Here is an 18,003-nt window from a genome sequence, read left to right as displayed (position 1 = left end):
GGACGGCCGGACCCGGCCGGCCGTGCGCCGCGTGTCAGGACTGGTACGGCTGCTGCTGCGCCTGCCCCTGGGGCTGGCCGCCGAGGCCGCCGGCAGCCTGCGCCTGAAGCTGCTCCGCCTGCTCCCTGGTGATCTTCTGCTCGGCGCCGCAGAAGGTGCACTGCGTGGCGTACTTCGTGGAGATCGGGAACAGCGGCACGAAGAACAGCGTGAACTTCGTGACGCGCTTCCGAAGCGTGTGCGCGGACGGATTGCCGCACTGGCCGCACACCAGCGTCAGTATCGCGAGCTGGTACAGGTATCCCTTGGTGCCGAAGATGATCATTGTGTTGGTCCCTCCCGGATCAGTGCCTGCCCGTACCGGCCGGCGAGTGGCACGGTGCGGTCGGACACAGTCTCGTGCACCGCCGGCCGTGCTTCCGACCAGCCGGGGTCCGGCCGGACCGCGCACGGCGGCGCCGGCCGGGTCGGCGGAGCACGGCGCGCGGGCGCGTCCAGTCGCCAACTGGCCCCGCGCGTAAGCCGATCAAGGGTTCCGGCCGAGGCACGGAAGGGGCCCGCATCCCGGCCCGCAACGTGATCGGATGGGGCATGGCATCGTTCTGGACCGGCACACGCGTACGCCTGCGGGGCATCGAGCCCGACGACTGGACGGCCTTCATGGGCTTCGCCGCGGACGAGGAGGGACTGGGCGATCTGCTCGGCCCGCCCCGCTCCGCCGGGAGTTTCCGCGCCTGGGCGAAGGAGCAGTCCGTCGCCGGATCCGACGGCGACCGCTTCGCCCTGGTGATCGAGGCCCTCGACACGGGCGAGGCGGTGGGTTCCGTCGGCGTCCACCACGCCGACGCCCGCGCGGGCTGGTTCGAGTACGGCGTCACCCTGGGCGCCGAGCACCGGCGCAAGGGCTACGCGACCGAGGCGGTGGTGATGCTGCTGCGCTTCATGTTCGGCGAGCGGCGCCAACACAAGTGCCAGGCGCGGGTGTTCGCCCACAACGAGGCGTCGCTGATCCTCCACCGGCGGCTCGGGTTCGTGGAGGAGGGGCGTCTGCGGGACCAGGTGTTCTTCGCCGGCCGCCACCACGACCTGGTGATGCTGGGCCTGCTCGCCGACGAGTTCGCCCGGTCACAGCCGGGAGCCCCCGGCGAACGGTGAGCCTTCGCCGCCGGCGCCGTTCGGCGGACCTCTCGCTGCGCTCCGTTCGGTCCGGTGGGCGGTCGATCCGGTGCGCAGACAGGGGATCGGACCCGGTCCGGCGCGCCGGCCGACCTGGTGCTTCGGCCGATCCGGCGCTCCGGCCGATCCGGCGCTCCGGCCGATCCGGCGCTCCGGCCGATCCGGCGCTCCGGCCGATCCGCTGTTCCGGCCGATCCACTGTCCGGCCGATCCACTGTCCGGCCGATCCACTGTCCGGCCGATCCTGTGCTCCGGCCGGGGCCGTTCGGACCGTTCGTTCCCGTCGACCTCGGCAACGGCGTCACGCACGACTCCTACTCCACCGACCCCGACGGCCACACCTGGAGATCCTCACCAGGACTTGCGTCCGACCCTGACGCGGTCGGCGCCGCACAGCACAGCTCCGTGGTCCGCGCCGGGGATTCCCGGCACGGGCCGCCGGTGGGAAGACCGTGTCTCACATTGGTATGGACCTGACAGGAAAGCGGGTCTACGCTCGCCCCAACCACGATGAGAGCGCTCTCAGAATGCGGTTGTTCCGCCCCACCTCGCTGGAACGACGAAGGGCAACCCCTGTGAGACGAAACGGACTCAAGCGCACCGGCCTCGCCGCCCTGCTCATGCTGGGCAGCTGGGCCACCGCGGGCTCCCTGCCGGCCTCGGCCGGAGAATCCTCCCCCACCCGGGCCGAAGCCCCCGCGGCCTCGGCCGGCCTGATCGAGGCGATGCAACGGGACCTCGGACTGTCACCGGCCCGCGCCGAGGCACGCCTCGCGGCGGAACGCGCCGCCACCGCCCTGGAACCCGAGGCACGGCGCACCGCAGGCTCCGCCTACGGCGGATCGTGGTTCGACGCCGGAAGCGAGCGGCTGACCGTGGCCCTCACCTCCGACGCCCCCGCCGCGACCGTACGGGCCGTCCGCTCCACCGGCGCCGCGGTCCGCACCGTGCGGCACAGCGCGCGCCGCCTCGACGCGGCGACACACCGGCTGGACGAACTGGCCGCGCCCTCCGGTGTGAGCGGCTGGCACGTCGACCCGGTTGCCAGCACGGTCGTCGTGGACGTCGTCGGCGACCGGCGGTCCGACAACGATGTCCAGGCGTTCGTCGCCCGTGCCCGCGCGGCCGGCCCCGTCGCCGTGCGGACCGTCGCGTCCGCCCCGCGGACCTTCGCCGCGGGAACGGTCGGCGGCGACCCCTACTACACCGGCAACGTCCGCTGCTCCATAGGCTTCTCGGTGTACGGCGGCTTCGTGACCGCCGGCCACTGCGGGCAGCCCGGCGCGGGTGTCAGCGGCTGGGACCACTCCTACGTCGGCGCTTTCCAGGGCTCGTCCTTCCCCGACAACGACTACGCCTGGGTCAGCGTGGGCAGCGGCTGGTGGACGGTGCCGGTCGTACTCGGCTGGGGCACCGTGTCGGACCAGCTGGTGCGGGGTTCGGCCGAGGCACCGATCGGCGCCTCGATCTGCCGCTCCGGTTCCACCTCGCACTGGCACTGCGGCACCGTGCTCGCCAGGAACGAGACGGTGAACTACAGCCAGGGCGCGGTGCACCAGATGACGAAGACCAACGTCTGCGCGGAGCCGGGTGACTCGGGCGGCTCGTTCATCAGCGGCGACCAGGCCCAGGGGGTCACCTCGGGAGGCTGGGGCAACTGCTCGTCCGGCGGGGAGACCTGGTTCCAGCCGGTCAACGAGATCCTCAACCGCTACGGGCTGACCCTGCACACGACCTGAGTCACCGGACAGCGCCGGGGGTTCCGTCACGGCGCCGTGACGGAACCGCCGGGCAGCGAAGAGCCCCCGGGGGCCGTTTCAGGCCACCGGCTGGGTGAAGCGGATGCTGTTGCCGAAGGGGTCGCGCAGGCCGCAGTCGATCCCGTACGGGCGCTCGGTGGGTTCCTCGGTGAACTCGACGCCCCGGCCCCGCAGCGTCTCGTACGTCTTGCGGCAGTCGTCCGTGCCGAAGATGAGATGGCCGCCCATGGCACCCTTCGTCAGCAGGTCGCGGACCTGCTGTGCCGTCTCTTCGGACAGCGCCGGGGGCCCCGGCTTCTCCAGCAGGATGTGGCGGTCCGGGTGCCCGGGGACGTTGACGGTGAGCCAGCGCATGAAACCGAGGTCGACGTCGGCGCTGACCTCCAGGCCGAGCGTGCCGACGTAGAAGTCGAGCGCCGTGTCCTGGTCGAGGACGTAGATCTGTGAGTGCGTGATCGAAGTGAACATGCGCGTCACGCTACCGAGCCGGCCGGCGGGAAACTTGTCCAAAACTGCTCAGTCGGCCTCTGGCCCGCCGGTGGGCGGGTGCTCAGGCGCCCGGCCGCGTCCAGGCCATGGTGAAGCACGTGGGTACGGCCGTGGCCACCGACGCCCTGCGGTACTCGCGCGGTGAGCGGCCGACGATGTCGCGGAACGTACGGCTGAAGGTCGCCGGGCTGCCGAAGCCGACCTCGAAGCAGATGTCGGTCACCCTGCGGTCGGTCTCGCGCAGCAGGGACATGGCCCGCTCCACCCGGCGGCGCTGGAGGTAGCGGTGCGGTGTCTCACCGAACGTGGTGCGGAAGGTGCGCGTGAAGTGGGCTTCGGAGACGTGCGCGATCCGGGCCAGGGCCGGGACGTCCAGCGGCTGCGCGTAGGCGCGGTCCATCGCGTCCCGCGCCCGCAGCATGCGGCGGTTGGTGTCCTCGGCGGCGCGGCTCACGCCCCCATCCCACCACGCCGGCCCGCGGGTCTCGCACCGATCCCGGCGACGCGGGACCTGCCGTCCGCAGCAGCCGGCTTCCCGGGCCTGTCCGCCCCACTACGCCCCCGCACCGGGACCTCACTCGCCGCCCGCGTCGACCGTAAGGCAGCGGTGCCCTGCGGGTCTCGGTCCGTGAGCTCGCCCGGTTTCGTCGGCACGGCGACCGGCTTCGGGAGTCGGCGGCCGCGCGCCAGGAAGCCGGAGCCGATCGCGCAGGCTGCACCGCAGGGCGGCAACCCAGCAGTCGCAGCGGTGAGTTGACGTACCGCCTACCACAGCCGTCCCCATGTCGCATCCGCACAGCAGACGTTCACAGCTCAACCACCCCGCGTGCCTGAACGATCGAGATGTTGAAGAAGTAAATTCTGTTAACTTGTGGGGTTTATGCATGATTTCGCCCGATACGGTCAAATTGTTTTGTGCAGGCTCACTGACCTACACCGAGAGGGAGATGGTGGTATGCCTTCCATCGAACACCGCACCGACGAGCTGACCGGAATCCAGGACGTCGACCTCGAAGCAGTGCTCGACCCCGCCGAGTCCGACGGCGTCTTCCGTGACAGCAGGGAATGCGCGGCCCTGGCGCTGTCGTCCGGGACGACCAGCCTGCTGCTTTCCCCGCCCACCCCGCGCCCCAAGAAGGGCTGAGGGGAGCAACGGGAGCAGAACCATGGAGCAGTCAGGCACTTCGACCCCCTTGCTGGGTACGGTGCACGACCTCGCTGCCGGCGTGGTCTCCGCCCTTCGGGGCGGGGACCACGTTCCCGTGGCGGGCCGTGCGGTGGTGGACGACTCGGCGGAGGGTTTCCTCATCGCGGCCGTCCGCGTGCTGGGAGCGGATCTGCTCCTGCCCGACGTCCTCTTCCACACCACCCCCGACGCCGGGGAACTCGCCGTGTGCCGTAAGGCCGTGGAGGCTTTCCCGCCCGGCCCCGACGCCGCTCCCACCGTCCGGTGGAGCCACTGGGCCATGGCCCGGGCCCTGCGCCGGTTCGAGCCGTCGTTCCCGCAGGAGCCCCACGACCCCCGTCAGCCCTTGGACCCTTTCGACCCGCTGGATCCCGTCGACGGCGAGGAGGCTGCCGAGCCCTGCGCCGCCTGGCTCGACGCGGCGGACTGGCGGTCCCTGACCCATCAACTCGCCGTGCTGGCCGCGCTGGCCCTGCCCGGCGAGGACTCCGCGGTGGCCCGTGCGGCCCGCCGCCGGCCGCTCGACGTGGCCAGGGGCTTCGTACGGGCGGTGCGCCGCAGGGACTGGCAGCAGGCGGCCGGGGCCGGACGCTGGCTGACACTGCTGGACGGAGTGCCGGACACCCTGGGACTCGGCACCGGGCTCGACTTCGTGGAGCTGATGGGCGGCACCGACCCGCGCGTGGCGCTCCAGGTGCAGGCGGCCCGGGTCCTGCGGACGGGAGCACGCGTGTGACGGCGCCCCACACCGAGGAGTCCCGCACGGTGGAGGCCCATGAGGCCGAGGCCCGCGCGGTGGAGGAACGTGCCTTCGCCTGGGTGTCGGCCCACCGGGACGGGTTCGCCCTGGGCGAGGACGCGTTGGCGCCCGACGGGCAGGTCAACAGCAGCTGGAAGCCGCTCGGTGAGCTCGCCCAGGTGTGCGCGAGCGTCCTGCCGCACACGGCGCCGCCGGACCCGGTGCACGCCCGCGCGAGCGATCTGCTGGCGTTCGCCTGGCGGCAGACCGGACACGGCGAGCTGTTCGCCCGCCTGCAGCGGTGCGAACCCTTCGCCACCTACCCGCTGGAGGTGTACGGCGCGTTCGCCGCCGCCGGCCTGCGCCACCCGGAGTACGAGCGGGCCGCCGCCACCGTGGCAGGCACCCGCGGCTGGCGGCTCACGGAACAGGACCCGACCCGGCGCCTCGGCGTGCTGGTCGCCGAGCGGCGCGCCGGCATCCACCGGGCCGGGCACACCTCCCGGACGCTGGAGGACACCTGGCTCGGCGGCTTCGCGGAACCCTGGACCTTCGAACGCTTCTCCGGGTACGCGCTCACTCACGTGGTGTTCCACCTCACCGACTGGGGCCGCTCCCCGGACGCCCTGCCGGCCGGCCTGGCGGCCTATCTGACGCACTGGCTGCCGCCCTGGCTCGACACCTGCCTCGACGCCGGCATGTGGGACCTGGGCTGCGAGTTGCTGGCCGTGGCGGCGAGTCTGCCCGATCCGGCCGTGATCCGGGACGCCTGGCGCCGGATCTCGGCCGCGCAGTACCCGTCGGGCGCCCTCCCCGAGGAACGGCCGCCCTTCGCGAACGCCCAAGTAGGCGATCCGCAGCCCGAGTTCATGCACTGCTACCACTCCACGCTGATGGCCGCGTTCGCGGCGGCCCTGACCCTCGGACGCCGGCACACCCCCGACGACGGACACGGACGCCCGGACGGCGAGAACAGCGAGGACGGCCAGGACGGCGACGTGACCGGAACGCGGCACGCGGAGCCGGCGGCCGCACCAGCCGCACCAGCCGCACCAGCCGCACGGAACCGGTACGACGGACAGGGAGCGCTCGGATGACCGACACCCGTCTGGTCCACACCGTCGGCGTCCGCGCCCTGGAGTGGCTGTGGGCCCACCGCGACGGATTCCGCCTGGAGCCCGACGTCGACCCCGAAGTGGGTTTCCTGGAGCGCTTCAAACCGGTCGGCGAACTCGCCCTGATCTGCAAGGTGTTGTTCCGCGAGGGAGTGGCCGGCGCCCGGCAGGCCCAACTGGCCCGGCAACTCGTCGACCACGCCTGGCGCGAGACCCTGGACGGCGGCCGCATGCTCCTGCGGGGGCAGCGCGTCGAACCGATCTCACCCATCCCGTTCGAGGTGTACCTGCCCTTCAGGGAACTGGGGTACGGCAGGCCCGAACTGGAGCGGGCCGCGGTCCTCAACCACCGCACCGACAGCTGGCCTGCCTTCGAGGTGACGCCGACCCGGCGGCTCGGCCTGTCCGCGTTCCAGCGCCGCTTCGGCCTGTCCCCCCGCCCGCCCGAGACCGAGGCGCTGGCCCTGACGTGGCTGGCCCGCACCCCCGAGCCCTGGACGGTCGAGGGACACATCGCCTACGACATCACGCACGCCGTCTTCCACCTCACCGACTGGGGGGAGAACCCCGACGGGCTACCGCCCCGCCTCGCCGAGTACCTCACCCAGTGGCTGCCGGTGTGGATCGACGACTGGCTCGACCTCCAGCGCTGGGACCTGCTGGGCGAACTGCTCGTCGTCGACGCCTGTCTGCCCCGGCCCGCCCTCGACGAACGCGCCTGGCACGCCTTCGCCACCGCGCAGCGGGCCGACGGCGCGATGCCCGCCGTACGCACCATTCCCGATGGGGAACCCGAGGAGGTGTTCGACGTCGTCTACCATCCGACGCTGGTCGCCGCCTTCGCCTCCGCGCTGGCCACCTCGCGCGCGCTGACCGCGCTGGCGCAGGCCGGACCCTCATGACCGGCCGGACCCCGTCGTTCTGGCCGGGCGTCGCCGAGAACACCGCCGACGCGTTCGTGCCCCACGACGAGCCGGCCGGGGCGGGCCCGGACGAGGAAGCGCTCGGGAAGCGGCTGGAGCACGCCGTCGTCGTGAGCGACGCGCCCGACGTCGTCCTCGCCCTCTCCCGACACGGCCGCCGCACCCTGCGCTGGGGCGGCACCGCGCCATCGCCCCCGGTGCCCCGCCAGGAACTGCGCTACGAACTCGGCTCGGCGACCAAGACGTTCACCGGGCTGCTGTTCGCGCAGCTGATCAGGCGCGGGCTGCTGACCGGCGGCGAGACGGCCGCCGGCTGCCTCGACCCCGGCCGCGCGACCGGGACGGCCCCCATGACGCTCGCGCATCTCGTCACCCACACGTCGGGGCTGCCCGCCCTGCCCGCCGACTTCTTCGCCCGCGCCCTGCCCGCCTGGCGCACCAACCCCTACGCGCGCTACCCGGCGGAGCGCGTGGTCGGCGCCTTCCTGCGCCACCGGCCACGGCACCGGCCCGGCCGGCGCTGGCACTACTCCAACTTCGGTGTCGCGGTGCTCGGCCACGCCGTGGCCGCGGCGACCGGTACGGCATGGGAGGACCTCCTCGCCGCGCACGTGCTGCGTCCCCTCGCACTCGGCGCCACCGGAACCCGCCCGCTGGGGCCGGGCTCCGACGCGGTCGGGCACCGCAAGGACGGCCGTAGACCCGTCCCGGCCTTCGACGCGGGCGGGTTCCAGGCCGCGGGCTCCGTGCGGGCCACCCCCGGCGACCTGCTCACCTTCCTGGAGGCCCACCTCGCCCCGCCGCCCGAGCCACTGGCCGGCGCGCTGCTGTCCATGCACACCCCCGTCCTGCGGCGCGGGCTGGACCACCGCCATGTGCACACGGTGGGCTGGTTCCGTCATCCGACCGGCGGCGGGCCGATGTACTTCCACAGCGGGGCGACCCTGGGACAGCAGGCGTTCCTGGGTTTCCGGCCCGACACGGGCACCGCGCTGGCGGCCCTGTGCACGCGCCGGTTCCGGGCGGGCGACCCGTTCGTGGCCGCGGCCTACGCCCTGCTCGCGGAGCAGTGAGCGGCCCGACAGCGGTGCGGGGTGCGGGAGTCGGCCTCCCCCACCCCGCGATCCACTACGGTCGTACGGCCGTCACACGCGCTGCCACAGGGCCGGCGTGCTGTCCGGTGCCCAGGCGGCCTGCGCCTGGTGGGCCTGGAGGCACTGGTAGCTGACCCCCGCGACGGTCACCGTGTCCCCGACCCCGTAGACACGGCCCGCTGCCCAGGTGTCCGTGGTCCCGGACTGTTCCGGGGCGGTCGTGGCGCCGGCGGTCGTCAGGGTGAGGCCGAAGTCGCTGAGGATCGGGTTGACGGGCTGGAAGAACGTCGTACCGCCCCTGGTGCAGTCACCGGAACCGCCGGAGGTGACACCCTGCGCCTGCGCTCCCGCCAGGTAGGGGCCGCCGGAGTCGCCCGGTTCGGCGCACACCGTGGTGCGGGTGAGGCCGTTCACGGTGCCCTCCTCGTAGGTGACACTCGTGTTCAGCTGCTGGATCGTGCCGCAGTGCCATCCGGTGGTCGACCCGGAACGGCACACCGAGGCCCCGACGAGCGCCTGCACCGAGCCGGCGACCTGGACGGTCTGCCCGCCTTCCCCCCGCACCGCGGGAGTGGCGGTCCAGTCGCTGTTGACGCCCACCCAGGACATGTCCTTGCCCGGGAAGGTGGATGCCTGGAACGTGCCCTGGGCGGCCTGGTTGTACCCGGTGGTCGTGTCGCCTGCCGTGCCGCAGTGCCCCGCCGAGACGAACCCCTGCTGCTGGCCCTTGGTGACGGAGAAGCCGACGGAGCAACGCGCGGCGTCGTTGATGTAGTAGGCGTCCCCTCCGACGATGTCCTCCCTCAGGGCGGGCCGTTCGGCCGACACCCGGACGGCCAGGCCCCGGTCCTCGACTCCGGCGGCCCGGATGAAGGAGGTCGCGGCCGACCGGCTCGTCGCCTGCACCACGACCCGGTTCCTGCGTACGTCGACGTACCACACCGGGGTGTCCGCCGTGCGGGTACGGCCGGCCGCCTCGTCCAGTTTGTCCTGGAGCGACTGCAGCCCGCTCAGTGCCGTCCTGACGACCGCGGCCTTCGCGCCCTCGGCCTGGATGGCGGGCACGTCGGCGGCGTCGGTGGTGGCGACGTTCAGGTCGGCGGAGGTCGCGCCGCTCACCCAGGCGCCGGCGAACCGGCTGCCGAGCGCGTTGTGGAGGCGGCCCGCGCGGGTGCCCGCCTCGGCCTCGTTGGCCAGCCGCGTGGTCACCTGCCGGGGCGTCAGCCGCAGGTCGCGCCCCAGGGCGCGCAGCATCTCCGGTGACGGTGTGGCGGCGCCCGCCGTACCGGCGGCGGACAGGACGGGCGCCTGGACGCTCGGCGGCTGCGCGACCGCGGCCGAGTGGACGGCGGTCAGGGCGAGGGCGCTCAGAGCGGTCACAGCGGCGCGGCGTCTGCCGGCGGCATGTCTGCCGACCATGCGGTGTACCTCCTAGGGAGACGGATGAGGCTGTCGCCAGGTCTTGCCCGGGACGCCCGCCGCGATGCCCGAGGAACGGGTGTTTCGCGCGATGGGGGACGTGCGGGCTGCCATGTGCAGTACACGGGCGGCTCGGGACCTGACGCCGCGCCACGCCCCAGGTCACCGCCGCGTGCGCGTCCGGAGCCGCTTGTCACCCGCCCGGGGCGGCCGCCGGTCATCCCCCCGCGGGGACCTCCACGACGGCGCCTTTCTCGTCGATGGTGTGGGTGCTCCAGTAGGTGTCCCACCTGTCGCCGACATCCCGGGGGACCTTGCCCTTCGGGTAGCGACGTACCCTTTCGGCGGCTGCTCGTCGTCGGAGACGCAGGCACTGCCCGTGCCGCCCAGGCTCAGCACCGGGTACTCGCCGCCGCCGCAGACGGAGTCCTCCGCCGAACAGCCGGTCAGCAGCGCGGCGGTGACACCCAGCAGCGCGATACCGCTCACGGCCCCCGGCCGACGGGCGCCGCGCACGGGCGACCCGGTCCGAACTCGGCTTTTCCTGAACACAGTTGACTCCCCCTGGTTGCCTGGCACCCATGCTGTGGGAGGGCTGGGGGCCAGGCATGAGTACGGGTACTCACCCGCAACGGCCGGACTACCTGGGTCCGGGGACCTCAGGTAGTCCGGTGCCGCGCCGAGGGGCGGTGCGACGGGTCGGTCCCGGTGGCCGGGACGGTGGGGGTGTCCCGGTGTGTCAGTTCCGGTCCAGTACGGCCGCGAGCGCTTCCCGGAGGGTTGCCGCGGGGTTCGCCGTCGCCCCCGCGGACCGCCAGGCGACGAACCCGTCCGGGCGGACCAGCACCGCGCCGTCCGCGGTGACGCCGTGCGCCTGAGCCCAGTCGGCGCCGTCTTCGGGAACCAGGTCCGCCTCGGGCCCGCTGCCCACGCGGTGGGAGTCGAGGGGCACGGACAGGTCTCCCGCGACCTCCTTCGCCGCCGTGTGCCATCCGCCGGCGCCGTCCGCGGAGCTCAGCAGCACCATGGACCGTTCGTAGAGGTCGAGGGTGGAGATCCGGCCGCCGGAGCCGCTCAGCCACATGTGGGGTGCGCGGCTTCCGGGCTCACCCGTGAGCCGGATGCCCTCGGGTACGACCGGCGTCGCCGGGTCCGCGCCCAGGACCGCGCCGCGCGGGTAGCGGTAGCCCAGCGCGACGTTGAGGATGCCGCCCTTCCTGCCGCCGGGGCCGCCGGGACCGCCGCGGCCGGCGGCTTCGGGGCCGGGCGTGTAGCCGGGGTGGCTGTGCTCGACCGACCGTGAGGAGGCACGGGCGCTGGTCGCCTCCGCGACCGGCCGGCGCTCCGCGTCGTAGCTCTCCAGCAGCCCCGGACCGGCCCAGCCGCCCAGCACGGCGGCCAGTTTCCAGGCCAGGTTGTGCGCGTCCTGGATGCCGGTGTTGGAGCCGAACGCCCCGGTGGGCGACATCTCGTGGGCCGAGTCGCCGGCCAGGAACACCCTGGAGTGCGCGTACCGTTCCGCGACCCGCTCCGCCGCGTGCCAGGCGGCCCGGCCGGTGATCCGCACATCGAGGTCGGGCACTCCGACGGCCCGCCGGATGTGTTCGGTGCAGCGTTCGTCGGTGAACTCCTCCAGCGTCTCGCCGTCCTCGGGGTGCCAGGGGGCGTGGAACACCCAGTGTTCACGGTTGTCGACCGGCAGCAGCGCCCCGTCCCCCTCCGGGTCGGTCAGGTAGCAGACGATGAAGCGCCGGTCCCCGACCACCTCGGCGAGGCCGCGGGAGCTGAAGGTGATGCTCACGTTGTGGAAGAGGTCGCCCGGGCCGCTCTGCCCGATGCCGAGGGCTTCCCGGACGGGGCTGCGCGGGCCGTCCGCGGCGACCAGGTAGTCCGCGCGGATGGTGGTGTGCTCGCCGGTCTCCCGGCTCTTGACGTGCGCGGTCACGCCGTCGGGGTCCTGCTCGAACGACATCATCTCGGTGGAGAACCGCAGGTCCCCGCCCAGCTCCCGGGCGCTGCTCAGCAGCACCGGCTCCAGGTCGTTCTGGCTGCACAGGCACCAGCCGCCGGGGCTGAAGCGGGCGAGCCCGCCCCCCGGGTCGATCTCCTTGAACAGCCACTCGCCGGCATCGCCCACCAGGCTCGGTGTCTGGAGGATGCCGTGGTTGTCGGCCAGGACCGACGCCGCCTCCTTGATGCGCTGCTCCACCCCGGCCGACCGGAACAGTTCCATCGTGCGCACGTTGTTGCCGCGGCCGCGCGGATGGATCGAGGTGCCCGAGTGCCGCTCGACGAGCGTGTGCGGCACGCCGAGGCGCCCGAGGAACAAGGACGTGGACAGGCCCACCAGAGAGCCGCCGACGATGAGGACGGGTGTGCGGTGGCCGGCCTCGCCGGTCTCTTCCCACCGGTTCATTGATTTCCTCCAGCGTCACCTGCGACGTGAGTCAGGGATGGGATGCAGGTTCCATGCCCTGTACGGACCGATTCGCGCGCCCGGGGCACCCGGATGACACGCGGTTCACTCGTCCGGACCGTAGAGATCGCACGCACCGGCGCTTGCGTCAACGATCGGCTCATGGCGACCCCGGCCTTTCGGATTCCGTGGTCGTTCCCCGACCTTCCGTGAACTTCCGTGAACTTTGAGGAGAGGTGCGCCGGATGACCAACTCGGGACGCATATCGCAGTCGGCGTTCGACGGCTCCAGGCTGCGGGTGATCCTGCTGCTCGACCTGTACGAGGGAGCCCAGGAGCAGTTCCTCGACGCCTACGAGCTCATGCGCAGCCAGGTCGCGTCCGTCCCCGGACACATCAGCGACCAGCTGTGCCAGTCGATCGAGAACCCCTCGCAGTGGCTCATCACCAGCGAGTGGGAGAGCGCCCCGCCCTTCCTCGCCTGGGTGAACAGCGAGGAGCACGTCGAGACGGTCCGGCCCATGCACAGCTGTGTCCGTGACACCCGGTCGATGCGCTACAGCATCCTGCGGGAGACCAGCCCCGGCAGCCCGCAGGCGCCGGGTTCGGCGAAGACGGGCATGCAGGTGAAGGCCCGGGTGGGCGACGGTGTGGCCCGTCACGCCCTCACCTTCACCGTCAAGCCGGGCTCGGAGTCGAAGGTCGCCGAGCTGCTGGCCGGGTACAAGTCGCCCAAGGCCCAGGTCGACGACACCACACGGCTGCGCCGCACCTCGCTGTTCATGCACGGCAACCGCGTCGTGCGGGCCGTGGAGGTGGAGGGCGACCTCCTCGCCGCCCTGCGTCACGTGGCCCGTCAGCCCGAGGTGCGCGCGGTCGAGGAGGCCATCAACCCCTACCTGGAGCAGGACCGGGACCTCACCGACCCGGACTCGGCGCGGGTGTTCTTCACCCGGGCCGCGCTGCCCTCGGTCCACCACGTGGTGTCCGGCCGGCCTGAGCCCGCCGGTCTGCGCCGCCACGCGCTGTACTACCCGGCCAAGGAGGGCTGCGGGACGGAGCTGGCCCGGCTGCTCGCCCACCAGGACGAGGCCGCGGCGGACGACCCGAGCAGCCCGGTGTACGGCAGCACCGTCTTCCAGCGCGACGACATCGTGGTGCGTCTGATCGACATCACCGGCGAACTCGACGTCGACCCCGCCGCCTCCCTCGGCCTCAAGGGCCGTGACAAGGCCGCGGAGCTGGAGCGGCTGCTGGACGGCGCCGCCATCGGCGTCGAGGGCTCCCTCGGCTCGGAGCGCAACATCAACCGGCTCCTGTCGCACGCCGACATGCTGCCGATCACCGACCGCAGCTCGGCGGACTCCTGACGGACCACCGCGGTGGTGTCCGCAGCCGTCGCGTCCGGACACCCCCTGCCCCACCCGGAGGTATCAACCATGACCAAGCAGCATCCACGCATCGTGGATCTGAGCGAGACGGAACCCAACCGCAGGCGCGGAGGCGACCTGCGGGCCATGCTCACGCCGGCCACGGTCGGTTCCACGAGCGGCTTCATGGGGCTGGCCATCGTCCAGCCCGGCGAGCGCATCGGCGAGCACTACCACCCGTACTCCGAGGAGTTCGTGTACGTCGTCGCGGGCGCCCTCGAAGTGGACCTGGACGGCAGCACGCACCAACTCCGCTCCGAACAGGGCCTGTTGATCCCCATCGACGTACGGCACCGGTTCCGCAACGTCGGTGACGTGGAAGCCCGCATGGTCTTCCACCTGGGGCCGCTCGCCCCCCGCCCGAGCCTCGGGCACGTCGACACGGAGGCGACCGACGACTCCGTGCACGCCGGCGAGTTCGGCGTCGGCGGACCGGACCTGACCGCGCCGGAGCACGGCCGGCCGGCCGAGCGAAGTGGGGCCATAAGGTGACCCGGCGGGTGGCTGTCACCGGTATCGGTGTGGTCGCTCCCGGCGGTACCGGGGCGACGGCCTTCTGGGACCTCCTCGCCGGCGGCCGTACCGCGACCCGCGGCATCACGCTGTTCGATCCGGCGGGGCTGCGCTCGCGCATAGCCGCCGAGTGCGACTTCGACCCGCTCGCCCACGGCCTGGACCCGGAGCTGAGCGACCACGCCGACCGGTACATCCAGTTCGCGGTCGTCGCCGCCGGAGAGGCCGTACAGGACTCCGGGCTGGACACCGGCCGGGAGGACCCCTGGCGCATCGGGGTGTCGCTGGGCAGCGCGGTCGGCGGCACCACCCGCCTGGAGCACGACTACGTCAAGGTCAGCGAGGGCGGCCGGCGGTGGGACGTGGACCACCGCGCGGCCGACCCGAAGCTCCACCTGGCGTTCTCGCCGAGCACGCTCGCCTCCGTCGTCGCCGAACGCCACGGCGCTCAGGGCCCGGTGCAGACCGTCTCCACCGGCTGCACCTCCGGCCTCGACGCGGTCGGCTACGCCTTCCACACGATCGAGGAGGGCCGGGCCGACGTCTGCATCGCCGGCGCCTCGGACTCCCCGATATCGCCGATCACCATGGCCTGCTTCGACGCCATCAAGGCGACCTCGCCCGACAACGACGACCCCGAGCACGCCTCCCGCCCCTTCGACGCCAACCGCAACGGCTTCGTGATGGGTGAGGGCGCCGCGGTGCTCGTCCTGGAGGAGTACGAACACGCCCGGGCCCGGGGCGCGCACATCTACTGCGAGATCGGCGGCTACGCCACCTACGGCAACGCCTACCACATGACCGGTCTGACCAGCGAGGGACTGGAGATGGCCCGGGCGATCGACACCACGCTCGACCAGGCCCGCCTCGATCCCACACTGATCGACTACGTCAACGCGCACGGCTCCGGCACCCGGCAGAACGACCGGCACGAGACCGCCGCCGTGAAGCGCTCCCTGGGCGCCCACGCCTACGACACGCCCATGAGCTCCATCAAATCCATGGTGGGCCACTCGCTGGGCGCGATCGGCGCGATCGAGGTGGTCGCCTGCGTCCTGGCCATCAAGCACCAGGTCGTACCGCCGACGGCGAACTACGAGACCCCCGACCCGGAGTGCGACCTGGACTACGTGCCGCGCACCGCACGCCCGCGGAAGCTGAGGAACGTGCTCTCCGTCGGCAGCGGCTTCGGCGGCTTCCAGTCCGCGGTGCTGCTGACCGGGCCGGGCGGGAGGACACGATGAGCAGACAACGCCCAGGGCGCGCGGCCATCACCGGGATCGGTGTGATCGCGCCCAACGGAATGCGCGTGGACGCGTACTGGAAGTCGATCCGGGAGGGCCTCGGCGTCCTGGACCTGATCACCCGCGAGGGGTGCGAGCACCTGCCGCTGCGGGTGGCGGGCGAGGTCCCGGCCTTCGACGCCTCGGCCCTGATCGAGGAGACCTTCCTCGTCCAGACCGACCGCTTCAGCCACTTCGGCATGGCCGCCGCCGCACTCGCCCTCGACGACGCCGGTCTCGGCAGCGGTGACCCCGCGGAGCCGTACTCGATCGGCGTGGTCACCGCGGCCGGCTCCGGCGGCGGCGAGTTCGGCCAGCGCGAACTGCAGAAACTGTGGGGTCAGGGCTCCCGGTACGTCGGCCCGTACCAGTCCATCGCCTGGTTCTACGCCGCCAGCACCGGCCAGATCTCCATCCGCAGCGGCTTCAAGGGGCCCTGCGGGGTGGTCGCCAGCGACGAGGCGGGCGGCCTGGACGCCATCGCGCACGCGGCCCGGGCCGTACGGCGCGGAACCGGCTCGATGGTCGTCGGCGCCACCGAGGCGCCCCTGGCTCCCTACTCGATGGTCTGCCAGCTCGGATACCCCGAGCTCAGCACCGTCGACGACCCCGAGCGCGCCTACCGGCCCTTCACCGCGTCAGCCTGCGGCTTCGTGCCGGCGGAGGGCGGGGCGATGCTCGTGGTCGAGGACGAGACCCGTGCCCGCGACCGCGGCGCGAGGGTCCGGGCCACCGTGGCCGGTCACTCCGCCACGTTCACCGGCGCCTCCCGCTGGGAGCGGTCCAGAGAGGGGCTCGCCCACGCGATCCGTGGCGCCCTCGACGAGGCCGGCTGCGCCCCCGAGGAGATCGACGTCGTGTTCGCCGACGCCCTGGGCGTACCGGAGGCGGACCGGGCCGAGGCGCTGGCCATCGCCGACGCCCTCGGGGCGCACGGCACCCGCGTCCCGGTCACGGCACCCAAGACCGGTACGGGACGCGCCTACTGCGCAGCACCCGTCCTGGACGTGGCGGCCGCGGTGCTCGCCATGGAACACGGCCAGGTGCCCCCCACGCCCAACGTGTTCGACGTCTGCCACGACCTGGAGCTGGTGACGACCCGCGCTCGCCCCGCCGAGCTGCGGACGGCCCTGGTCCTGAGCAGGGGACTGATGGGCTCCAACGCGGCGCTGGTAGTGCGCCGCGGCGGCGAATCCGCCCGGTAGGACCGGGCGGGAGAGGAGAAGACACATGATCACCACCGAAGTGACCTTCGACGAGCTGGCCACCCTGATGAAGAAGGCGGCCGGAGTCACCGTCGACCCGCAGGAGCTCAGGAGGGTCTCGGACGCCCCGTTCGGCTCCCTGGGCCTGGACTCGCTCGGTCTGCTGGGCATCGTCGGCGAGCTGGAGAACCGGTACGGCCGGCCGCTGCCCACCGACTCCGAGCGCTGCAAGTCACCCCGCGAGTTCCTCGACCTCGTCAACACCACCCTCAAGGCTGGAGCCTGAAGTGGCCGGACACACCGAGAACAGCATCACCGTCGACGCCCCGCTCGACCTCGTCTGGGACATGACCAACGACATCGAGAACTGGCCGCAACTCTTCAGTGAGTACGCCTCCCTCGAAGTCCTCTCCCGTGACGGCGACACGACGACGTTCCGCCTGACCATGCACCCGGACGAGAACGGGAAGGTGTGGAGCTGGGTCTCCGAGCGGACCGTGGACCGCGGCAGGCGGACCGTCCGGGCCCGCCGGGTCGAGACGGGTCCCTTCGCGCACATGAACATCGTGTGGGAGTACACGGAGGTTCCCGGCGGCGTCGAGATGCGCTGGCTGCAGGACTTCGCGATGAAGCCCGACGCGCCGGTCGACGACGCCTGGATGACGGACAACATCAACCGCAACTCCCGCACCCAGATGGCCCTCATCCGGGACAAGATCGAACAGGCCGCCCGGGAGCGCCGGACCGAGCCGGTCCTGCCCCGCTGATCACCGGACCAGGAAGGACATCCGATGCACCAGGCCCTCATCGTCGCCCGTATGGCGCCTGAGTCGGCGCCCGCGATCGCCGACGTGTTCGCCGCCTCCGACCGGGGTGAACTCCCGCACCTGGTCGGCGTGACCCGGCGCAGCCTGTTCCAGTTCGGGGACGTGTACCTGCACCTCCTCGAAGCCGAGCAGGACCCGGCTCCCGCCATCGCGAAGCTGACCGGGCACCCCGAGTTCCGCAGCGTCAGCGACCAGCTGTCGGCGTACGTCACCGCGTACGACCCGGAGACCTGGCGCAGCCCCAAGGACGCCATGGCGCAGTGCTTCTACCGCTGGGAGCGCGGCGCCGGCTCCTGAGGCGCACGCGAGCAGAAACCCCGAGGCCGGGGGGGGGGGGGGGGGGGGGGGGGGGGGGTGGGGGGGGGGATGTGGGGGGGGGGGGGGGGGTGGGTGGGTGGTGGAAGGCATGGGTGGAAGCGTGGCAGCGC

19 protein-coding genes and 1 pseudogene are annotated in these 18,003 nt (G+C 72.5%); 14 read left to right on the top strand and 6 right to left on the bottom strand.

The genetic code is table 11. The annotated features are described in order from the left end of the window. Positions 1–34: 34 nt before the first annotated feature. Positions 35–325, bottom strand: a complete 291-nt coding sequence (locus tag AC07AZ_RS34250) for a zinc-ribbon domain-containing protein (protein ID WP_478854642.1) — start codon at positions 323–325, stop codon at positions 35–37. 266 nt (positions 326–591) lie between these two features. On the opposite strand from AC07AZ_RS34250, the gene AC07AZ_RS34245 reads away from it, so the two are divergent. Beyond that, positions 592–1,155 carry a GNAT family N-acetyltransferase gene (locus AC07AZ_RS34245; RefSeq protein WP_478854641.1) on the top strand — a complete coding sequence of 188 codons (564 nt, stop codon included), beginning with the start codon at positions 592–594 and terminating at the stop codon, positions 1,153–1,155. Positions 1,156–1,751: 596 nt separating this feature from the next. Next, positions 1,752–2,915 carry a S1 family peptidase gene (locus tag AC07AZ_RS34240; RefSeq protein WP_478854640.1) on the top strand — a complete coding sequence of 388 codons (1,164 nt, stop codon included), beginning with the start codon at positions 1,752–1,754 and terminating at the stop codon, positions 2,913–2,915. Positions 2,916–2,993: 78 nt separating this feature from the next. Here the strand turns inward: AC07AZ_RS34240 and AC07AZ_RS34235 are convergent, their stop codons facing one another. After that, a complete protein-coding gene (locus AC07AZ_RS34235) occupies positions 2,994–3,404 on the bottom strand; it encodes a VOC family protein (RefSeq protein WP_478854639.1) in 411 nt (136 codons plus the stop codon). An 82-nt stretch (positions 3,405–3,486) separates the two neighbouring features. Continuing rightward, a complete protein-coding gene (locus AC07AZ_RS34230; protein ID WP_478854638.1) occupies positions 3,487–3,879 on the bottom strand; it encodes a helix-turn-helix domain-containing protein in 393 nt (130 codons plus the stop codon). 501 nt (positions 3,880–4,380) lie between these two features. On the opposite strand from AC07AZ_RS34230, the gene AC07AZ_RS34225 reads away from it, so the two are divergent. The 5 genes from AC07AZ_RS34225 to AC07AZ_RS34205 are packed head-to-tail and all read left to right on the top strand — an operon-like array spanning position 4,381 to position 8,461. Next, positions 4,381–4,569: a hypothetical protein gene (locus tag AC07AZ_RS34225; RefSeq protein ID WP_478854637.1), complete on the top strand. Its 189-nt coding sequence runs from the start codon at positions 4,381–4,383 to the stop codon at positions 4,567–4,569. Between the two features lie 22 nt (positions 4,570–4,591). Next, positions 4,592–5,347 carry a hypothetical protein gene (locus tag AC07AZ_RS34220; protein ID WP_478854636.1) on the top strand — a complete coding sequence of 252 codons (756 nt, stop codon included), beginning with the start codon at positions 4,592–4,594 and terminating at the stop codon, positions 5,345–5,347. Then, positions 5,344–6,447 (top strand): DUF6895 family protein, encoded by a 1,104-nt coding sequence (locus AC07AZ_RS34215; RefSeq protein ID WP_478854635.1) that lies wholly within the window; start codon positions 5,344–5,346, stop codon positions 6,445–6,447. The genes AC07AZ_RS34220 and AC07AZ_RS34215 overlap by 4 nt, the downstream gene beginning before the upstream one ends. After that, a complete protein-coding gene (locus tag AC07AZ_RS34210; protein WP_478854634.1) occupies positions 6,444–7,367 on the top strand; it encodes a DUF6895 family protein in 924 nt (307 codons plus the stop codon). The genes AC07AZ_RS34215 and AC07AZ_RS34210 overlap by 4 nt, the downstream gene beginning before the upstream one ends. After that, on the top strand, positions 7,364–8,461 hold the full coding sequence (locus AC07AZ_RS34205; protein WP_478854633.1) for a serine hydrolase domain-containing protein: 1,098 nt from the start codon (positions 7,364–7,366) through the stop codon (positions 8,459–8,461). Before AC07AZ_RS34210 ends, AC07AZ_RS34205 begins: the two co-directional genes overlap by 4 nt. 72 nt (positions 8,462–8,533) lie before the next feature. On the opposite strand, the gene AC07AZ_RS34200 is transcribed toward AC07AZ_RS34205, so the two are convergent. The 3 genes and pseudogenes from AC07AZ_RS34200 to AC07AZ_RS34190 form a co-directional block, all read right to left on the bottom strand. Then, positions 8,534–9,901, bottom strand: coding sequence for a carbohydrate-binding protein (locus AC07AZ_RS34200; RefSeq protein WP_478854632.1), 1,368 nt, complete (start codon positions 9,899–9,901; stop codon positions 8,534–8,536). Between the two features lie 217 nt (positions 9,902–10,118). Next, positions 10,119–10,417, bottom strand: a pseudogene (locus AC07AZ_RS34195) (SCO0607 family lipoprotein). Between the two features lie 223 nt (positions 10,418–10,640). Beyond that, positions 10,641–12,317, bottom strand: coding sequence for an FAD-dependent oxidoreductase (locus tag AC07AZ_RS34190; RefSeq protein WP_478854631.1), 1,677 nt, complete (start codon positions 12,315–12,317; stop codon positions 10,641–10,643). A gap of 245 nt (positions 12,318–12,562) precedes the next feature. Here AC07AZ_RS34190 and AC07AZ_RS34185 point away from each other — a divergent pair, with 245 nt between their 5' ends. From AC07AZ_RS34185 to AC07AZ_RS34155, 7 genes are all read left to right on the top strand, one after another. Beyond that, positions 12,563–13,687 carry a SchA/CurD-like domain-containing protein gene (locus AC07AZ_RS34185; RefSeq protein WP_478854630.1) on the top strand — a complete coding sequence of 375 codons (1,125 nt, stop codon included), beginning with the start codon at positions 12,563–12,565 and terminating at the stop codon, positions 13,685–13,687. 69 nt (positions 13,688–13,756) lie between these two features. Beyond that, positions 13,757–14,239 (top strand): cupin domain-containing protein, encoded by a 483-nt coding sequence (locus AC07AZ_RS34180; protein WP_478854629.1) that lies wholly within the window; start codon positions 13,757–13,759, stop codon positions 14,237–14,239. Continuing rightward, on the top strand, positions 14,236–15,504 hold the full coding sequence (locus AC07AZ_RS34175) for a beta-ketoacyl-[acyl-carrier-protein] synthase family protein (protein WP_478854628.1): 1,269 nt from the start codon (positions 14,236–14,238) through the stop codon (positions 15,502–15,504). Before AC07AZ_RS34180 ends, AC07AZ_RS34175 begins: the two co-directional genes overlap by 4 nt. After that, positions 15,501–16,748: a ketosynthase chain-length factor gene (locus tag AC07AZ_RS34170; RefSeq protein ID WP_478854627.1), complete on the top strand. Its 1,248-nt coding sequence runs from the start codon at positions 15,501–15,503 to the stop codon at positions 16,746–16,748. The genes AC07AZ_RS34175 and AC07AZ_RS34170 overlap by 4 nt, the downstream gene beginning before the upstream one ends. A gap of 25 nt (positions 16,749–16,773) precedes the next feature. Beyond that, positions 16,774–17,034 carry a phosphopantetheine-binding protein gene (locus AC07AZ_RS34165; protein WP_478854626.1) on the top strand — a complete coding sequence of 87 codons (261 nt, stop codon included), beginning with the start codon at positions 16,774–16,776 and terminating at the stop codon, positions 17,032–17,034. Position 17,035: 1 nt separating this feature from the next. Continuing rightward, complete coding sequence (locus tag AC07AZ_RS34160; RefSeq protein WP_478854625.1) at positions 17,036–17,515, top strand: SRPBCC family protein; 480 nt, start codon at positions 17,036–17,038, stop codon at positions 17,513–17,515. Between the two features lie 24 nt (positions 17,516–17,539). Beyond that, a complete protein-coding gene (locus AC07AZ_RS34155) occupies positions 17,540–17,872 on the top strand; it encodes a TcmI family type II polyketide cyclase (protein ID WP_478854624.1) in 333 nt (110 codons plus the stop codon). Positions 17,873–18,003 lie beyond the last annotated feature (131 nt).

The organism is Streptomyces sp. NPDC043878, assembly GCF_056435735.1.
The sequence above is the reverse complement of the archived record's forward strand: the minus strand, read 5'-3'. Positions and strand labels throughout refer to the sequence as shown.